At 70.0% G+C, this 16,793-nt stretch carries 16 protein-coding genes; 8 read left to right on the top strand and 8 right to left on the bottom strand.

Annotation, left to right across the window (positions count from 1 at the left end; translation table 11 throughout):
• Position 1: 1 nt before the first annotated feature.
• Positions 2 to 3,757, top strand: a complete 3,756-nt coding sequence (gene ileS / locus QHF83_RS07100; protein ID WP_282416993.1) for an isoleucine--tRNA ligase — start codon at positions 2 to 4, stop codon at positions 3,755 to 3,757.
• A gap of 73 nt (positions 3,758 to 3,830) precedes the next feature.
• Here the strand turns inward: ileS and QHF83_RS07095 are convergent, their stop codons facing one another.
• The 3 genes from QHF83_RS07095 to QHF83_RS07085 form a co-directional block, all read right to left on the bottom strand.
• The gene (locus QHF83_RS07095; protein WP_282416992.1) at positions 3,831 to 4,028 is read right to left on the bottom strand and encodes a hypothetical protein; all 198 of its coding nucleotides are present in this window, start codon (positions 4,026 to 4,028) and stop codon (positions 3,831 to 3,833) included.
• A 150-nt stretch (positions 4,029 to 4,178) separates the two neighbouring features.
• Complete coding sequence (locus tag QHF83_RS07090; RefSeq protein WP_282416991.1) at positions 4,179 to 4,901, bottom strand: nucleotidyltransferase family protein; 723 nt, start codon at positions 4,899 to 4,901, stop codon at positions 4,179 to 4,181.
• 29 nt (positions 4,902 to 4,930) lie between these two features.
• Complete coding sequence (locus tag QHF83_RS07085) at positions 4,931 to 5,653, bottom strand: tetratricopeptide repeat protein (RefSeq protein WP_282416990.1); 723 nt, start codon at positions 5,651 to 5,653, stop codon at positions 4,931 to 4,933.
• A gap of 120 nt (positions 5,654 to 5,773) precedes the next feature.
• On the opposite strand from QHF83_RS07085, the gene QHF83_RS07080 reads away from it, so the two are divergent.
• Entirely contained in the window at positions 5,774 to 6,199 is a 426-nt protein-coding gene (locus QHF83_RS07080) for a tellurite resistance TerB family protein (protein WP_282416989.1), read from the top strand.
• A gap of 73 nt (positions 6,200 to 6,272) precedes the next feature.
• Complete coding sequence (locus tag QHF83_RS07075; RefSeq protein WP_282416988.1) at positions 6,273 to 7,133, top strand: serine/threonine-protein kinase; 861 nt, start codon at positions 6,273 to 6,275, stop codon at positions 7,131 to 7,133.
• Between the two features lie 4 nt (positions 7,134 to 7,137).
• Here QHF83_RS07075 and QHF83_RS07070 read toward each other — a convergent pair whose 3' ends face one another.
• Positions 7,138 to 7,674, bottom strand: coding sequence for an FKBP-type peptidyl-prolyl cis-trans isomerase (locus tag QHF83_RS07070; protein WP_282416987.1), 537 nt, complete (start codon positions 7,672 to 7,674; stop codon positions 7,138 to 7,140).
• Between the two features lie 137 nt (positions 7,675 to 7,811).
• Here QHF83_RS07070 and QHF83_RS07065 point away from each other — a divergent pair, with 137 nt between their 5' ends.
• Positions 7,812 to 8,513: a hypothetical protein gene (locus QHF83_RS07065; RefSeq protein WP_282416986.1), complete on the top strand. Its 702-nt coding sequence runs from the start codon at positions 7,812 to 7,814 to the stop codon at positions 8,511 to 8,513.
• A gap of 4 nt (positions 8,514 to 8,517) precedes the next feature.
• Here QHF83_RS07065 and QHF83_RS07060 read toward each other — a convergent pair whose 3' ends face one another.
• From QHF83_RS07060 to QHF83_RS07045, 4 genes are all read right to left on the bottom strand, one after another.
• Positions 8,518 to 9,435 carry a hypothetical protein gene (locus QHF83_RS07060; protein WP_282416985.1) on the bottom strand — a complete coding sequence of 306 codons (918 nt, stop codon included), beginning with the start codon at positions 9,433 to 9,435 and terminating at the stop codon, positions 8,518 to 8,520.
• Positions 9,436 to 9,491: 56 nt separating this feature from the next.
• Positions 9,492 to 11,453: a serine/threonine-protein kinase gene (locus QHF83_RS07055; protein WP_282416984.1), complete on the bottom strand. Its 1,962-nt coding sequence runs from the start codon at positions 11,451 to 11,453 to the stop codon at positions 9,492 to 9,494.
• A gap of 180 nt (positions 11,454 to 11,633) precedes the next feature.
• Positions 11,634 to 12,245: a Uma2 family endonuclease gene (locus QHF83_RS07050; protein ID WP_282416983.1), complete on the bottom strand. Its 612-nt coding sequence runs from the start codon at positions 12,243 to 12,245 to the stop codon at positions 11,634 to 11,636.
• Positions 12,246 to 12,352: 107 nt separating this feature from the next.
• On the bottom strand, positions 12,353 to 13,195 hold the full coding sequence (locus QHF83_RS07045; protein ID WP_282416982.1) for a hypothetical protein: 843 nt from the start codon (positions 13,193 to 13,195) through the stop codon (positions 12,353 to 12,355).
• A 201-nt stretch (positions 13,196 to 13,396) separates the two neighbouring features.
• On the opposite strand from QHF83_RS07045, the gene QHF83_RS07040 reads away from it, so the two are divergent.
• From QHF83_RS07040 to QHF83_RS07025, 4 genes are read left to right on the top strand one after another with little or no spacing between them, the layout of a single operon-like run.
• Entirely contained in the window at positions 13,397 to 14,392 is a 996-nt protein-coding gene (locus tag QHF83_RS07040) for a beta-ketoacyl-ACP synthase III (RefSeq protein ID WP_282416981.1), read from the top strand.
• A gap of 10 nt (positions 14,393 to 14,402) precedes the next feature.
• Positions 14,403 to 15,251 carry a carboxylating nicotinate-nucleotide diphosphorylase gene (gene nadC, locus QHF83_RS07035; protein WP_282416980.1) on the top strand — a complete coding sequence of 283 codons (849 nt, stop codon included), beginning with the start codon at positions 14,403 to 14,405 and terminating at the stop codon, positions 15,249 to 15,251.
• Complete coding sequence (locus QHF83_RS07030) at positions 15,248 to 16,105, top strand: biotin--[acetyl-CoA-carboxylase] ligase (RefSeq protein ID WP_282416979.1); 858 nt, start codon at positions 15,248 to 15,250, stop codon at positions 16,103 to 16,105. Before nadC ends, QHF83_RS07030 begins: the two co-directional genes overlap by 4 nt.
• 14 nt (positions 16,106 to 16,119) lie before the next feature.
• Positions 16,120 to 16,773, top strand: a complete 654-nt coding sequence (locus QHF83_RS07025; protein WP_282416978.1) for a radical SAM protein — start codon at positions 16,120 to 16,122, stop codon at positions 16,771 to 16,773.
• Positions 16,774 to 16,793 lie beyond the last annotated feature (20 nt).

Genomic DNA, 16,793 nt, shown 5'->3' with positions numbered 1-16,793 from the left:
CATGTCAGGCCGCGAATCTTCCCGGAAAAACCTCTTCAAGACCGTAAGGCCCGAGCTCGATTTCCCGAGGGACGAGGCCGAGATCCTCGCGTTTTGGAAGAGGGAGGGCATCTTCCAGAAGACGCTCTCGGCCGAGACGCGCGCCACGGGCCCGTCGAAGGGCACGTTCGTTTTCTACGAGGGTCCTCCGACGGCGAACGGCATGCCGCACAACGGCCACGTCCTCACGCGCGCCGTGAAGGACGTGTTCCCTCGCTACAAGACCATGCGCGGCTACGACGTGCCCCGCAAAGCCGGCTGGGACACACACGGCCTGCCGGTCGAGGTCGAGGTCGAGAAAGAGCTGCGGATCCACGGCAAGGCGGACATCGAGAAGTACGGCGTCGAGCCCTTCGTGGCGCGCTGCATCGAGAGCGTGTTCCGCTACACGGATGCCTGGGAGAAGCTGACGGACAAGATCGGCTTCTGGGTCGACCTGCCCGACGCGTACGTCACGTACCACCGGAGCTACGTCGAGAGCGTCTGGTGGGCGCTGGCGAAGCTCTACGAGAAGGGCCTGCTCTACCAGGGGCACAAGGTTGTCTGGTGGTGGGCGCAGGGCGGCACCGCGCTCTCCAGCGCCGAGGTCGGTCAGGGCTACAAGCCCGTCGACGATCCGAGCGTCTTCGTAGCGTTCCCGTTCGTGGACGATCCGTCGACTGCGCTCTGCGTCTGGACGACGACCCCGTGGACCTTGCCTTCGAACATGTACGCCGCGGTCCGCGCGGACTTCGACTACGTGGTCGTCGACGCGGGCGATCGAAAGCTCGTCGTCGCCGCGGGCCTGCGCGAGGCGCTCGCGAAGAAGCTCGGCAAGGATCTGCCGGTTCTTTCGACCACCAAGGGATCGGCGCTCGTCGGCAAGAAGTACGTGCCGCCGTTCGATCTCTACGCAAAGGAAGCATCGGCGTACGAGGCCGTACACGCGGTCATCGCGGCGGATTTCGTCACGCTCGACGCCGGCACGGGCATCGTCCACGTCGCGCCCGCGTTCGGCGAGGACGACTACGGCGCCCACCGGCAGCTCCTCGCGGCGGGCAAGACGCCGAAGGATCCGTTCTGCGCCGTGAAGCCCGACGGCACGTTCATCGACGAGATGGGCAAGTACGCGGGCCGCTGGGTGAAGGACGCCGACAAGGGCTTGCAGAAGGACCTCGCGCAGGCGGGCAAGCTCGTGCATGCCGAGGTCTATCGCCACGAGTACCCGTTCTGCTGGCGCGCCGAGGAAGACCCGCTCATCCAGTACGCTCGCCCGGCCTGGTACATCCGCACGACAGCGCTGATCAACAAGGCGATCGAGAACAACCAGACGGTCAACTGGCTGCCCGAGCACATCAAGACGGGCCGGTTCGGCGACTTCCTCGCGAACAACGTCGACTGGGCGCTCTCGCGCGAGCGTTACTGGGGCACGCCGCTGCCGATCTGGATGAACGACCAGACGGGCGCGATGGAGGCGATCGACTCGGTGAAGGCGCTGCGCGAGCGGCCTGGCAACAACGTGGCCGAGGTCGAGCGCGAGCTCGCGAGCGCGCACCCGAAGACGGCCGAGCACCTGCTCGTGCACAAGCCCTGGATCGACAAGATCACCTACCAGAAGCCCGGCGAGCCCGGCACCTACCGGCGCGTCTCCGAGGTCATCGACTGCTGGTTCGACTCGGGCGCGATGCCGTTCGCGCAGTGGGGATTTCCGCACGCGGAAGGCTCGAAGGAGAAGTTCGACCGCGCCTTCCCGGCCGACTTCATCAGCGAGGCGATCGATCAGACCCGCGGCTGGTTCTACTCGCTGCTCATGATCTCGACGCTCGTCTTCGACGAGGAGACGCAGAAATCGCTGGGGCTCTCGCGCATCCGGAGCTTTCCGCACCCGTACCAGACCTGCGTGGTGCTCGGGCACGTCGGCGATCGCGAGGGCAAGAAGGAGAGCAAGCAGAAGGGGAACTACACGCCGCCCGAGGTGATCCTCGACCGCGTCAGCATGGAGTTCGCGGTCTGCTCCGATCAGGACGACCCGCTGAAGGATCAGCGCGACGTGCAGAAGGGCGTCGCCCGCATCGCGCGTGAGGACTACGAGGGCCTCGATCTGCAGGGCGACAGCACCAAGGTAAAACTCTATCGCGCCGATCGGCCGAACGAGGCGCTCGAGATCACGCTCCGACCGACGTCGGGCATGGGCATGTTCCCGCGCCGCATCATCGTGATGCACACGTCGGACATCGAGGCCCTCGGGCTCACCCCCGCCCGCGACGCGCTCCGCGTTTTGCCCAGGGACGTGCCGCGGCTCGCCCAGGAGAACCGCGTTTTCGTCGAAGATCCTTCGACGCCCGCGCCCGGCGCCGACGCGTTCCGCTGGTTCTTCTACGCGTCCTCGCCCCCGTGGACGAACACGCGTCACTCGCTGACGAACGTCCGCGCAGCGCAGAAGGAGTACGCGATCAAGATCCGGAACGTGTGGTCGTTCTTCGCGATCTACGCGAACATCGACGGCTTCGATCCGGCCCGCGGTAACCCCGACGCGAAGGGCGTCTCGCCCGCGGATCTCGCGAAGAGTGAGGGCTACCGGCCAGCCCGCGAGCGCAGCTTGCTCGATCGTTGGCTGCTCTCCGAGCTCGCCCTCACGACCCGCGAGGTCACGCAGCACCTCGACAACTACCGCCTGTACGAGGCGGCGCAGCGGCTCGTCGACTTCGTGGACGCGCTCTCGAACTGGTACGTCCGGAGGAGCCGCGCGCGCTTCTGGTCGCCCGCGGAGAACGTCTCGGCCGAGGCCCTCGCCGACAAGCGCGACGCGTATTTCACGCTGTACGAGGCGCTCGTGGCCATCGCGCACCTCACAGCCCCGTTCACGCCATTCATCGCCGAGGAGCTCTACCAGACGCTCGTCCGCGGCCCGTGGCCCACGTCCCAGCCCGCGAGCGTGCACCTCGCGAGTTACCCCGAGCCCGACCTCGCCGCGATCGACGAGGGCCTCGCCGCCGAGATGCGCGCCGTCCGCGAGCTCGTGAGCCTCGGCCTCCAGGTCCGCACGCTGAACAAGCAGAAGGTCCGCCAGCCCCTCGCGCGCGCCGACGTCATCGTCTCGAACCAGGCCATGCGGCGCGCGCTCGCGCAGCACGAGGCCCTCATCGCCGAGGAGCTCAACGTCAAGGAGGTCCGCTTCCTCGAGCCGGGGCAGGAGGGCGAGGCCGTTCGTTACGTGCTCAAACCGAACTTCCGCGCCCTCGGGCCGAAGCTCGGCAAGAAGGTGCAGCTCGCCAAGCAGGTCCTCGCCAAGGCGAACGCCGCCGAGCTCCGCACCGAGCTCGTCACGCGCGGCGCCATCGAGATCGAGCTCGACGGCGAGCGGGTCTCGCTCGGGCCCGAGGAAATCGAGGTCGTCGTCGAGGCCGGCAAGGACTTCGCGGCGGCCGGCGGCAAGGCGGGCGTCGTCGTGCTCCACACGGCGCTCACGGACGCGCTTCGCGACGAGGGCCTCTCCCGCGAGATCCTCTCGCGCGTGCAGGGCCTGCGGAAGGACCTGTCCCTCGGCTTCACGGACCGCATCGCGCTCGCCGTCGAGGGCAGCGAGCGAGTCCTCCGCGTCACGCGCGCGGCCCAGGACGAGATCGCCCGCGAAGCGCTGGTCCGCTCGTTCGAGATCGGCGCCTCCACCGTGTCCGGCGAGCGGCGCGAGCTCAACGTCGACGGCGAGGCGCTCGTCCTGACGATCGCGCGGGCCTAGACCCCGAAAAAAAGCCCCACGAAGCGGGCCGCCGCGGCTCGCCTCGTGGGGCGTGGGGAGGCTCCCGAAAAACTCAGCGGTTCTGGCTTCCGCGGCCGCCCTGCTGTTGCTGGCTGCCGCCGGACGACCCTCCGCCCTGCTCGCCCTCGGCCTGCTTGCCCTCCTCGACGAGCTCGCGCACGCGCTGGCCGCCCATCCGGCCGGCCTCTTCCACGGTCATCGAGCCTTTCTCCTCGGTGCCCTGGTTCCCCTGGTTTTTGTTCTGCGCCATGACGGACACTCCTCCCAGCGGGCGAGCTCCCGGGGGAAAACCCCGCCGGCCGCATCGCCGCCTCCACCCTTCACGTGGGGCCAGGCAGGCACGCGTCGAGGGGGCCGTCGAAGATTGGTTTGTCCGAGAACCTATGGCCGCGCCGGCCCGTCACGCCTTCGTTTCGGGCAAATAACGCAGGCGATTTTGCTCGAACTCCTCCTGCGCCTCGGCGAAGTCGTCGCTGCGCCCGATGTCGAGCCACTGCCCGCGGAACGGGTGCGTCTGGATCGGCTCGCGCGCGGCGAGCAGCGCGTGCATGAGCTGATCGAAGCCAAAAGGCTCGCCTTCCGGCACGAAGCGCAAGAGCGTCTCGCGGCTCATCGCGTAGATGCCCATGCTCACCCAGAACGAGTAGGTCGGTTTTTCCCGGAACCCCGTGACAGACCCCTCGGGGTCGAGCTCGAGCACGCCGAGGTCGATCTTGGTGGCGCGCTCGAAGACGCAGACCGTGAGCGGCGCGTTCGCCTCGGCGCTCTTCCGCGCGAGCTCGGCGAAATCGAGGTCGCAGAGGATGTCGCCGTTCATCACGAGGAACCGCTCGGGCAGCTCGTGGGCGATCGCGCGGAGCGGCCCGATCGTGCCGAGCGGCTGCTCCTCGCGCCGGTACGAGAGCTTGACGCCGTAGCGATTGCCCTCGCCGAGCACGGCCTCGATCAGGCCGGCCTGATGGCCCGTGCACAGGGTCACGTCGGTCACGCCGTAAAACGCGAGCTGGCGGAGGAGGATCTCCACGATGGTCTGGTCGCCGATCGGCATGAGCGGCTTCGGGATGAGCGCCGTGTACGGCTTGAGACGACTGCCCTTTCCCCCGGCGAGAACGATGGCCTTCATCGCCGGCGAACGTACCACGCGAGGGCGGTTCACTGACGCGGCGGCGCGACTTCCCCCGACGGATCGGCCGTGAGGCACCCCTCGTCGAGCCCGAGCTGACAGGCCTTCGTGAAGAGCGCCAGCGCGCGGGCCGGATCCTTGCGCACGCCGTGGCCGCGATCGTAGAGCCGGCCGAGCTCGAGGCAGGCCTCGGCGTTGCCGCGCTCGCAGACGCGGGTGAAGAGCGTCGCCGCGAAGACCGGGTCGACACCGACCACGCGCCCCTCGAGGTAGGCCTTGCCGGCCGCGAGGCAGCCGCGGTTCGCGCCGGCGTCGCAGGCCTTGCGGTAGAGCGTGACCTCCTCGGTCGGATCGTCCTTCAGCGTGCCGTCGTGGTAGAGGTCGCCGAGCTTGATGCAGCCGCGCGCGCTGCCGTTCGTGCAGGCGCCGCGGAAGAGGTCGATGGCCCGTGGCGGGTCGGGGCGCACGACCTCGCCGCGCATGTACATCGCGCCGAGCGTGACGCAGTCCTCGACGATCGCGTCGTTGCAGCCGTTCGTGCAGCCCACGAGATCGTTCTCGGCGCACGGCAGGCGCAGCTTGGGCGGCTCGGGCGCGGACGCGGGCGGCGCCGCCGAGGCTTCCATCTCAGCCATGTCCTGCGCCGCGAGATCCTCGCTCGGCGGGGCCTTCGGCGCGGGCGCGGGGCCGCAGGCGGCGAGCGCGAGCGCCCCGAGCGTCAAGAAGGCGGCGCCTGGGTGCAAGGGGCGCATCCACGAAGGATGACACACGGCTCGCCCTCGCCGGTGGTTTTCCTCGTTCGGGACGTCCGGGGCGTCCGGGCCCTTTGCAGCGGACTTTTGGCCTCGGCGAGGACGGTGTAGGAAAGGGGCATGGCGCCCATTTCCTTGCGATCCTCGCACACGCTCGACGAACCGAAGCTCGAGGCCCTCGTCGAGCTCATGTACCTCGCTGCGTACGCCGACGGCGGGTTCGGCACCGAGGAGAAGCGTCATTTCGCGCGGAGCGTGCAGTCGCTGACGGACCGCAAGGTGACGCCGGAGCAGCTGGAGCAGCTCATCACGCGGCTCGACGCGGCGCGGAAGGCCTCGGGCACGGCGGCGCTGCTCGAGGGCGCGCGGCAGACGCTCGGCAGCCCCAGCGCTTGCCGCGTGGCGTTGAGCCTTGCGATCGGCGTGATCACGGCCGACGGCGCGATCTCGAAGGCGGAGCGGGCCATGATCCACGAGATCGGCGCGGCGCTCGGGCTCGACCGTGAAGGGACCGAGGAGATGCTGCGCGAAGAGGAAGGCGCCTGACGCCCGCGCCGCCCTGGGCGCGTTTGGTGCGGAGGAGACCCGGGCGGCCTGATTCTTGTTAAATTGATGTCGCGTGAACTGGGCGAATCAAACCGGCTCGCATCTGATCCCGTTTCCGGTACCGGGGACGACGCTCACGTCCACCCGCGGCACCTACGTCGTCGGTGCGCTCATCGGCGACGGCCAGTATGGATCGGTCTACGAGTGCATCGGACCGTTCGATCAACGGTATGCGCTCAAAATGCTGCGGCCCGCGAACAAGTCCTACCAGGCGGTGAAGGACGAGTGGGCGCAGGAGCTACGGCGCCTCGAGCAGTTCCGCCATCCGAACATCGTCTACATCCACGACGCGTTCGAGAACAACTACCTCTTCTACCTCGCGCTCGAGCGGTGCGACACGAGCCTGCGCGCGCTGCTCGGGCGGCCCTTCTCGGACCTCTTGCTCGTGGAGCTCTGTCGCCAGCTGCTCATGACGCTGCAGTACCTGCACGACAGCGGCGTCGTGCACTCGGACCTGCACGCGGGCAACGTGCTCATCTCGCAGCTCGACCGATCTCCGATCGTCAAGCTGACGGACTTCGGCGTGTCGCATCAGCTCCAGGGCAGCACGCGCTGGTTTCGCCCACAGGTGGCGAACCCCAAGATCCTGACGCCGGAACTCGTCACCGCCGGATACACGACGACGCAGAGCGACCTCTACCAGTTCGGGCTCCTCATGTACCAGATGCACACGGGTCAGCCCGCGATCGACGTGGACGTCGCGTATCCGGAGATCACGCGGCAGATCTCCGAGGGCGCGCCGCGCAAGAAGGCCGAGGCCCTCGGCACGCCCGTCGGCAACGTGATCGCCAAGCTCCTCCGACGTCGCGACGCCTACCGCTACCAGTCCGCCCGCGAGGTCTGGGAAGACCTGCGCCAAGTCGCCTGGCGCTGACCGTTCACTTCTTCGGCGCGTCCTTCTTCGGTGCGTCCTTCGCCTTCGTGTCCTTGCCGTCCGCGGGGCCGCGGCTGGGCGAGACGACCTCGAGCAGCTCGACGTCGAACACGAGCGTCGCCTTGCCGGGGATCTTGGGCGGGCTCCCGTCGTCGCCGTAGCCGAGCTTCGAGGGGATCGTGAGCTTGCGTTTGCCGCCGACCTTCATGCCGGCGACGCCCTGGTCCCAGCCCTTGATGACCTCGCCCTTGCCGAGCTCGAACTCGAACGGCTCCTTGCCGACGGAGCTGTCGAACATGAAGTTCGTCTTGAGCAACCGGCCCGTGTAGTGGACCTTGACCTTGTCGCCTTCCCGGGCCTCGGGGCCCGTGCCGACGGTGATGTCTTCCTTGATGAGGTCCGCGGGCTCCGGCTTCTCCGGCTCGCGCGGCGCTGCGGCGCGAGGCTCCGCGGACGGCTCGGGGACCTTGTTCTCACAAGCGGCGGTGACGACGCCGAGGGCGACGACCGCGAGCGAACCCAAACGACGGATGGCCATCATGGGCCCCTCCTATTCGACGCAAGCCGCTCGATCAAGCGCCCCGCGCGGAGAGCCGCCGAGCGCGCTTCCGATCGTGGTACGTTCCGGCGAACGACCGAGCGCGCGGACGGCGCTCGGCGCGCTCGGCGATGACAGGCATGACGACCGCGCTTCCGCAGAAGCCGTTCGGCTCGACGGGGCTCTGCGTCTCGCCGCTCGGGCTCGTGGGCTCGGGCGGCATCGACGCGGACGCGGTCGAGCGCGCCTTTCACGAGCTCGGGGTGAACTACTTCTTCGCCTCGCCCCTGTGGCCCGCGCTCTCGGCGGGCGTGCTCAGGCTCGTGCGTGCGGGGCACCGTGATCGGATGGTGATCGCGTGCGGGGCGCACGTGCCGATCGGCGCGATGGTGCCGCGGGAGTGGGCGCTCGTGACGCGCGGGATGGGCGTCGGGCACGTGGACGTGTTCCACCTGCTCGGGGTGCGGGCGCGGCTCTGGGCGGCCGGGGAGACGTGGCCCGCGCTGCGGAAGCTCCGGGCCGAGGGGAAGGCGCGGGCGATCGGGATCGCCTGCGACGACGGCGCGCTCGCGGCGTCGCTCTGTGACGAGCTCGCGCCGGACGTGCTGACGATCCGCTATGAATCCTCGCGCCGCGTGATCGAGGCCGAGCTCTTCGCGACGCTCGCCGGGAAGCGTCCTGGCATCGTGGTGTCGCCTGCGCGGAGGGACGCGGTCGGCGCGCACGTGCGGTTCGCGCTGAGCCATCCGGTGGTGGACGTGGCGCTCTGCGCGCCGCGCACGTTCGAGGAGATCGCCGAGGCCGCGGCGAGCGTGCTGCTCGGTCCGCTCCCGGCTCCGTAGGACCTCAAAACGGTTTGGGGATGCTCTTCTTCGTCGTGGTCGTGGGCTTCGGCGACGGAGAGGACGTGCCGGGCAGCGAGACCGTCGGGCGCGTGGGCGGGCTCGTCGACGTGGTGGTCGTCGTCGGCTTGGGCGTCGTCCCGGTCGTGGTCGTGGTGGGGACCTGCGTCGGCGGCTTCGTCGTGCTCGTCGACGTCGTGGTCGCCGTGGGCTTCGGGGCCGGCGTGGTGGACGTGGTGTACACCGGCTCGGGCGCTGCGGCCGTGGCCTCGGGCGGCGGCGTGGACGTGTCGCCCGTCGCCGGGGGATCGGAGGCGACGGTCACGGCGCTCGGCGTGGTGATGGGCTCGAGCGGCGCGTCCTCGGCGGTGCTGCTCGAGCCGCCGCGCAGGAGGAAGTAGCCACCGAGCGAGAGGCTGCCGATCACGAAGGCGGCCCCGAGCCCGATCGCGACGAGCGGCGGGCCGCTGCTGCCGGAAGAAACGGCTCGAACGGGCGGCGGCGGCATGCCGTACGCGGGCGGCCCTCCCATGCCTGGGCCGGGCGCGCCGTAAGGGGCCGGTCCGGGGACGGGCGCGCCATACGGGGGCGGCGCGCCGTAGGGAGCCGGTCCGGGGCCGGGTGCGCCATACGGGCCTGCGGCGGGAGGCGCGCCATACGGCGGCGGACCGCCCACCTGGGTGCCCGATCCCCCGCCGAAAGGAGCGCCGGCGGGCGGCGCGGGGGCCGGGTAGACGGGGGCCTGTGCGGGGCCGGCGTCGACCATCGTGCTGGGCACGGGCGCGCCTGCGTGGGGCGCGGGCGCCGGGTAGACGGGGGCCGGCGCGACGCCCGGGCCTTCGGGGCCGAACAACGGCTCACCGACGATGGTTTTTCCAGGACCGTAGGGCCCGCCCGGCGGACCACCTTGCTGTTCGCTCATCTCGCCGACGTTCTCCTGGGCTCACGAGCTGCGGGCTGCATGCGGGGACGAACTCTTCAAGGGTTTTGCCCCGGGATCGGGATCCGGATGCGGGGCCGACCGCTGCCGCTGGTCGAGGGCCGCGGCGTCGGCGTGGTCGGCGTCGGTTGCGCCGTCGGGGCCGGCGTGGTCGGCGTCGGCTGCGTCGTCGGCTGCTGGCCCGGCATGGGGAAGGGGAGCGGGATCTGCGTGCTTCCCCAGGGGATCGGGATGCCGTTCGAGCCGAACGGGTTCGGAATGCCCGTCGGCGCGGTGCTCCCCGAGGCGGAGGGCTGCGGGGTCGAGGTCCCCGTGCCGCTCGTCGTCCCCGGGGGCTTCGTCCCGCCGACCGTGGTCGTCGTCTTCGGCACCGTGGTTTGCGGCACCGGCAGGTTCGTATTCACTGCGCCCGTCGTCTGGGTCGGCTGCTGCGCTCCCGGATCCGACGAGATGACCGTGGTGGGCGGCTGCTGGAGCGTGACGGGCTCGTTGCCGCTCTCCTCTTTGCTCGTGAGCTTCTGCCCGATGTACACGCCGCCGACGACCACGCCGGTCACGGCGGTGGCGAGCAGGAGCATCAGCGCGATCGACGAACCGCCGCTGCGCTTCTGCTGGGTCTGATGCGCGCGTGGTGCCCCGATCGGGTTCATCGGGGAGGTGGGCCCGTAGCCGGGCGGCGCGGGGTACCCGTTCGCGGGCGGATAACCCGCCGCGCCGTAGTTCGTCTGTACAGGCCCGTAGCCGCCGGCCGCTTGTCCGATCGCGGTGCCGCCGGGCCGCGGCGACATGTCGTACGCGCCCGGCGGCGCCGTATGCGAGGCGAGGGGCGCGGCGGGGGCCGTGGCGTCGTACCGCGGGCTCGGAGACAGGCTCTCGGCGAGCGGCTCGCCGATCGACGTGTGGGGCTGCCGGTGCGGCACATCGAACCCGCCGAGCGGCGTCGCGCCGACCTGCGGAGGCGGGATCGACGGCTCGCTGACCCCGGGCGGGGGTTTGTCGTCGGTGGGGGGCAGCGTCTTCGGGATGGGCGAGGCGCCGGCCCCTCCGGGCGTCACCGCGCCCGCGGGCGAGACGGCGGGCCTCGGCGTGACGCTGCCGGGCAGGGGCGTGGCGACGGCTGCGCCGCTGCGCGTGCCGACGGCGAACGGCTCGAGCGCGCTCCGGAACTCGGCGACGGAGTTGTATCGATCGGGCGGCTTCGGCCCCATCGCGCGGTGCACGACGCTCGCGAGCTCCGGCGGCACGTGGGGCGCGAGGTCCGTGAGCTGCGCGATCTGCCCCGTGAGATACGCCGAGGCGATCTGGTGCGGCTCGTCGCCGCCGACGGGCCTTCGACCAGCGAGCATCTCGAAGACCATCACGCCGAGCGAGAAGATGTCGGCGCGAACGTCGACCGCGTCCGCGGAGTAGGCCTGCTCGGGGGCCATGTACTCGGGCGTCCCCATGATCACGCCGGGCCGCGTGAGGCCACGATCGAGCTCGCCCGTGACCTTCAGCTTGGCGATGCCGAAGTCGAGCAGCTTGAGGAGCGGTTCGCCCTTGGACCCGCGGGTGATCATGACGTTGTCGGGCTTGAGATCCCGGTGCACGACACCCGCGCGATGGGCGGCCTCGACGCCGTCGAGCATCTGGCTCGCGTACTCGAGCGCGTCGGCGTACGAGAGCCTCTGGCCTGCGTGGTAGAGCTCCTCGTAGAGGGTCTGGAGGGTCTTGCCCTCCAGGTACTCCATCACGATGAACGCCTGCCCGGTCGACGTCTGGTCGACGTCGCTGACGCGCACGACGTGGGGGCTCTGGATCTGCGCCGACACGCGCGCTTCCTGGAGGAAGCGCTGCACGAGGCCTTGGCGTCGCGAGAGCTCGGGGTGGAGGAACTTGAGCGCCACGGTGGTGCCGAGCACCTCGTGACGCGCCTCGTACACGCTACCCATCCCGCCATCGCCGATGACGCGGACGAGCCGGTACTTGTTGTTGATGACCTGGCCGACCTGAGGGCGCATGGGGACCTGTGCGGCGCTACTTTGGACGCGGGAGAGTGTCACAGCCCTATGGACGAGCGACAAAGAATTTCGTCCTGTCGAACGACGCGTTCGTGATCCCGCGCTCCCGGCGCAGGGACGGGCGGGGCGGAAACGGAGACGGGCACGGAAATCGGGGGTGGGAGGTGAGCCGCGACGGGGTCAGAGGGCGGCGAGGTCGTCCTCGGGGTCGTCGGCGGTGACGTGGTCCACCTCGGACCAGAGATCGTCGAGGTCGAGGACGAGATCGTCGAAGCCCGGGACGGTCACCTGCCCGTAGGCGGCGGAGACGGTGCGGATCCACCGTCCTTGGGGCTCGAGGTCGAAGCACTCGACGATGCGGGCGGCGGGGTCGAAGAGCCAGTAAGAACGCACACCGAAGCGCGCGTACTCGCCGGCCTTCTCGAAGCGGTCACGGCGCACGTCGCGGGGATCGGGCGAGAGGACCTCGACGATGAGCCGCGGGGGCTTGCGTGACAAAGACCCCGCGCCGAGGCGCGTATCCGGCGGGTACATCGTGACGTCCGGCTTGCGCCCGCGCGTCGGCGCGACGCCGATCCTGTGCTCGGAGGCGAACACCACGCCCCGCCGAGGCCTCGCCCAGGACATGAGGACGAACAGGAGCCACGAGACGACCGCTTCGTGCGCATGATTGGGCACCTCTTCCTCCACGAGGTAGCCATCGACGAGCTCCCCCGGCTCGTCCTCGGCCATGTCGGCCCACTGCTCGAGCGACATCGGCGGCGGGATGGGCATGGTGGGTGCTGCAACCATGGGGGAAGCGTACCACGAGGCGGGCGCGGAGGCGGGCAGCGAAGCGGAGCGGTTGGCGCGATCGGATACGGAAGCAGTTATGGAAGCGGAGCCGGCGCTGCGCTCGCTCAGCGGTCCCCGTCCGCGGTGCTCGTCCGTTGCGCCTTCACGGTGCTGCCTCCGACGTCGACCATGGCGCCGATCGCGTCCCGGAGCGCGTCGCCCAGCGGGTCGAGCACGTCTTGCGCGCAGATCATCTCGTACTCCGCGGGGAGCTCCCCCGAGAGGAGCCACGCGCCGAGGTGAGCTTCGTCGTGCACCACCGAGATCACCTCCGGCTCGCCGTTCGTCGTCGTCACCAGCGCCCCGACGCTCGGGCCTTCGTGGAGGAGCTGCGCTTCCACCGCCGCGAGCCGCGTCGCCGTGAGCCGTGGTCGCTTTCGCGCGAGCGCCGCCCGCACGTGGATCCGAAGCGGCAGCTTCGTGTTCTTCTCGCTTTGCGGGAGCCTGTCGAGCAGCAGTGGCACGAGGCCGTCCGACGTGCGCAGCACGTGCACGAGACGGTTGCCCGAGGGCAGGAGCGTGACGCCTTCCAGATCCTCGTACGCGATCTCCACCGTCCCGCCGCGCACGAGCGGCAGCGCCGGGACCGTCAGCGTGCGCAGCCCGAGCACGATCGCGAGGTCTTGCCGAGCGCCGAAGCGCCTCGCCAGCACGCCCGCGTAGATCCCGCACGCGAAGAGCACCACGCCGAACCCGGCGAGCGCGAGGCCGGTCTTGTCACCACGCGTGAGCCCGACAGCGAGGCCGAGCGCGAAGCCGAGCACGAGGAGCACCGCGAACACCCAGAGCATGCGGGCGGGATTTCGCAGCGGCACGCGGAGCTCGCGCCCCAGACACGCCGCCGAAAGCTCCGCGCGCTCGCGCCGGAGCTGCTCTCGTTCTCGTACCTTCGCTTGGCGTTCTTCCATCGTTCGTCGCTTTCCTCCCAGAGCCGTCCGAGCATGACGGAGAACAGCCGCGAAATGGAGCGACGGAGCGAACGCGGCGCCGCAAAAAATCGTTCGCAGTTCAATGATGTGTCCGGTCGGTCGGACGTATTCCGTCCGCTGACGCACCGTGTCGGTCGTTATGCCTTTGATACCCGGCCGAGTCGCATTACGAGCCACGGAATGCGTTCAGCGATTCTGGGCGTCGGCCATTACGTGCCGACCAAGGTGGTGACCAACGACGACCTCGCTCGCATGATGCCGACGAGCGACGAGTGGATCCAGCAGCGCACGGGGATCAAGGAGCGCCGGTTCATCGAGCACGACGGGATCGGCGCGAGCGACCTCGCCGTGCCGGCCGTGCAGATGGCCCTCGAGCGCGCCGGTCGCAAGGTCTCCGACGTCGACATGATCATCTTCGCGACCCTGAGCCCGGATCACTTCTTCCCCGGCTCGGGTTGCTTCCTCGGCGAGAAGCTCGGCCTGCCCGGCGTGCCCGCGCTCGACGTCCGCAACCAGTGCTCGGGGTTCCTCTACGGGCTCAGCGTCGCGGACGCGTGGGTCCGCACCGGGGCGTACAAGAACATCCTCGTCGTGGGCGCCGAGGTGCACTCGACGGGCGTGGAGTTCACCGAGCGCGGCCGCGACGTGGCCGTGCTCTTCGGCGACGGCGCGGGCGCGGCGCTCGTGGGCCCGAGCCCGTCCGACGATCGCGGCCTGATCTCGATCCACCTGCACGCCGATGGTACGGGCGCAAAGGATCTTTGGATCCCCGCGCCCGCGTCGAAGCACATCCCGCGGATCACGCACGAGATGCTCGACAAGGGCGAGCAGTACCCGAAGATGATCGGCAAGCAGGTCTTCCGCTGGGCCACCGAGAAGATGCCCGAGGTCAGCCGCGAGGCGCTCGCCGCGGCCGGCATCGACATCAGCAGTATCGACCTGTTCGTCCCGCACCAGGCGAACATGCGCATCAACCAGTACGTGGCCGACAAGCTCGGTTTGCCGCAGGAGAAGGTCGTCCACAACATCGAGCGGTACGGCAACACGACGGCCGCGACGATCCCGATCGGCCTCAGCGAGTCCGTGGCCGAGGGACGCATCAAGGAAGGCACGACGGTGCTGACGGCCGCGTTCGGCAGCGGCTACACCTGGGGCGCGGCCGTGCTCCGGTGGTAAGAAGAGCCCGATGATTGCTCCCCCCATCCTCGACGCCATCGTCGATCGCGCGCTCGAAGAAGACCTCGCCGGCGGTGATCTCTCCGGCGAGGCCTGCGTCGATGCAGATACGCAGGCGGACGCCGCCGCCGTCGCGCGCAAGGCCGTGATCGCTTGCGGCGCGGAGGTGTTCCGGCGCGTGTTCACGCGGGTCGATCCGCGTTGCGTGGTGGAGACGCTCGTGCCCGACGGAAAAGAGGCGCCCGCCGGGACGACGCTCTGGCGCGTGCGAGGCCCCGCCCGCGCGGTGCTCGCGTCCGAGCGGACAGCGCTGAACCTCGTGCAGCGCATGACGGGCATCGCCACGGTCACGCGCCGTTACGTCGACGCGGTGCCGAAAGGCGCGCGGACGCGCATCACCGACACGCGCAAGACCACGCCGGGCCTGCGCGCGCTCGAGCGGTACGCCGTGCGCATGGGGGGCGGGATCAACCACAGGAACGATCTCGGCAGCGCGGTGATGATCAAGGACAACCACATCGTCGCGGCCGGCGGCATCACCCGCGCCGTCGAGCGCGCGCGGGCGCACGCGCCGCACTCTTCGCGCATCGAGGTCGAGGTCGACTCGCTCGTGCAGCTCGAAGAGGCGATCGCGGCGGGCGCGGACATCATCCTGCTCGACAACTTCTCGACCGAGGACGTCGCGCGCGCCGTCGCCCGCGCGGCGTCGCTCACGCCGCGGCCGATCCTCGAAGCCTCGGGTGGCATCACGCTCGAGCGCATCACGGAGCTCGCGCTCGCCGGCGTCGACGTGATCAGCGTCGGAGCCCTCACGCACTCGGCGCCCGCAGCCGACATCGGGCTCGATTTTCAGCTTTGAGCGACCTCGATCCTCTCCGCATCGAGGCCGAGCTCGAGAGGCTCGGCGCGAGCGTCGGCAAGCCCGTCGTCGTCGCCTCCGTCACGGCCTCGACGAACGACGACGCGCGCCGAGCTGCTTCCGGAGGCGCGCCCCACGGCGCGTCGTTCCTCGCCGACGCGCAGACCCAGGGGCGCGGCCGCAGCGGCCACGCGTGGCATTCGCCGGCCGGGGAAAACCTCTACCTCTCCGTCGTCCTTCGCCCCAAGCTCGCGCCCCAAGCGTTGCCACCGCTCGCGCTCGTTCTCGGCGTCTGCGTCGCGCGGGTCGTCGACGAGCTGCTCGGGGCGAGCGCGGCGAGCGGCCCGCGCGCCGGTGTCAAATGGCCGAACGACGTGCTCGTGGACGGCAAGAAGCTCGCGGGTCTGCTCGTCGAGACGGCCCTGCGCGGCGGCGCGATCGACGCCGTCGTCGCGGGGATCGGGCTCAACGTGCACGCCTCCTCGTTCCCCGAGGAGCTCGCCTCCCGCGCGACCTCGCTCCACGTGCTCGGCGGACGCGGGCTCGACCGCTCCTCGATCGCTGCGCGCTTGCTCGCCGAGATCGGCCGCGCCGTGCGCGTCTTCGAGGCCGACGGGCTCGACCCGTTCCTCGCCGAGCTCGACCACCGTGACGTCCTTCGCGGCGTGCCCATCGACGTCTCGGGCGTCTCGGGCACGGCCGCGGGCATCGATCGCGAGGGTTACCTCCGCGTGATCACGAGCGACGGCGCCACGCATCGCATCGGCTCGGGGAGCATCACGACGCACGGTCCGCTCGGCTCGCCAGGCGCTCGGGTTCGCGGCGGGCCTGGCGCGGGCGAGGCCGCGGGGTAAGAACGTCGCCGGCCGTGAAGGAAGACACCCTCGTCGTCCACGAGATTTATTCGAGCATCCAGGGCGAATCCACGTTCGCCGGGCTGCCGTGCACGTTCGTGCGTTTGACCGGCTGCAACCTGCGTTGCGCCTGGTGCGACACGACGCAGGCGTTTTACGGCGGAAAACGGATGCCGCGCAGCGAGGTGCGCGAGAAGGCGCTCGCATTCGGCACGCCGCTCGTCGAGCTCACGGGAGGCGAGCCGCTCCTGCAACCCGGCGCGATCCCACTCCTGCGCGAGCTCTGCGACGCGGGTCGGACGGTGCTCGTGGAGACGAGCGGCGAGGCCGACGTCTCTCGCGTCGATCCCCGCGTCCACAAGATCATGGACCTCAAAGCGCCCGGCAGCGGCGAGACCCATCGCAACCGCTGGTCGAACCTCGCGCACATCGGCCCGCACGACGAGATCAAGTTCGTGCTGGCCGATCGCGCCGACTACGAATGGATGCGCACCGTGATCCACGAGCGCGACCTCGCGCGGCTCGGCTGCACGCTGCTCGCATCCGCCGTCTGGGGCAAACTCTCCCCAAAGGATCTCGTGGCCTGGGTGCTCGAGGACAGCCTACTCGTGCGCGTGCAAGTCCAGCTCCACAAGGTGATCTGGGGCGCGGACGTGCAGGGCGTTTGAGGCTGGTGCCGTAGCGCCGG

Source organism: Polyangium sp. 15x6, assembly GCF_029960785.1.
Taxonomy (GTDB): Bacteria; Myxococcota_A; Polyangia; order Polyangiales; family Polyangiaceae; genus Polyangium.
This window is presented reverse-complemented; position numbering and strand designations above follow the sequence as displayed.

Coding starts and splice junctions, on each gene's coding strand:
- ileS (WP_282416993.1), top strand. CDS start 2: ATGTCAGGCCGCGAATCTTCCCGGAAAAACCTCTTCAAGACCGTAAGG.
- QHF83_RS07080 (WP_282416989.1), top strand. CDS start 5,774: ATGGCGCCCATTTCCTTGCGATCCTCGCACACGCTCGACGAACCGAAG.
- QHF83_RS07060 (WP_282416985.1), bottom strand. CDS start 9,435: ATGAGCGAACAGCAAGGTGGTCCGCCGGGCGGGCCCTACGGTCCTGGA.
- QHF83_RS07050 (WP_282416983.1), bottom strand. CDS start 12,245: ATGGTTGCAGCACCCACCATGCCCATCCCGCCGCCGATGTCGCTCGAG.
- QHF83_RS07070 (WP_282416987.1), bottom strand. CDS start 7,674: ATGATGGCCATCCGTCGTTTGGGTTCGCTCGCGGTCGTCGCCCTCGGC.
- QHF83_RS07055 (WP_282416984.1), bottom strand. CDS start 11,453: ATGCGCCCTCAGGTCGGCCAGGTCATCAACAACAAGTACCGGCTCGTC.
- QHF83_RS07085 (WP_282416990.1), bottom strand. CDS start 5,653: ATGCGCCCCTTGCACCCAGGCGCCGCCTTCTTGACGCTCGGGGCGCTC.
- QHF83_RS07040 (WP_282416981.1), top strand. CDS start 13,397: ATGCGTTCAGCGATTCTGGGCGTCGGCCATTACGTGCCGACCAAGGTG.
- QHF83_RS07045 (WP_282416982.1), bottom strand. CDS start 13,195: ATGGAAGAACGCCAAGCGAAGGTACGAGAACGAGAGCAGCTCCGGCGC.
- nadC (WP_282416980.1), top strand. CDS start 14,403: ATGATTGCTCCCCCCATCCTCGACGCCATCGTCGATCGCGCGCTCGAA.
- QHF83_RS07065 (WP_282416986.1), top strand. CDS start 7,812: ATGACGACCGCGCTTCCGCAGAAGCCGTTCGGCTCGACGGGGCTCTGC.
- QHF83_RS07090 (WP_282416991.1), bottom strand. CDS start 4,901: ATGAAGGCCATCGTTCTCGCCGGGGGAAAGGGCAGTCGTCTCAAGCCG.
- QHF83_RS07095 (WP_282416992.1), bottom strand. CDS start 4,028: ATGGCGCAGAACAAAAACCAGGGGAACCAGGGCACCGAGGAGAAAGGC.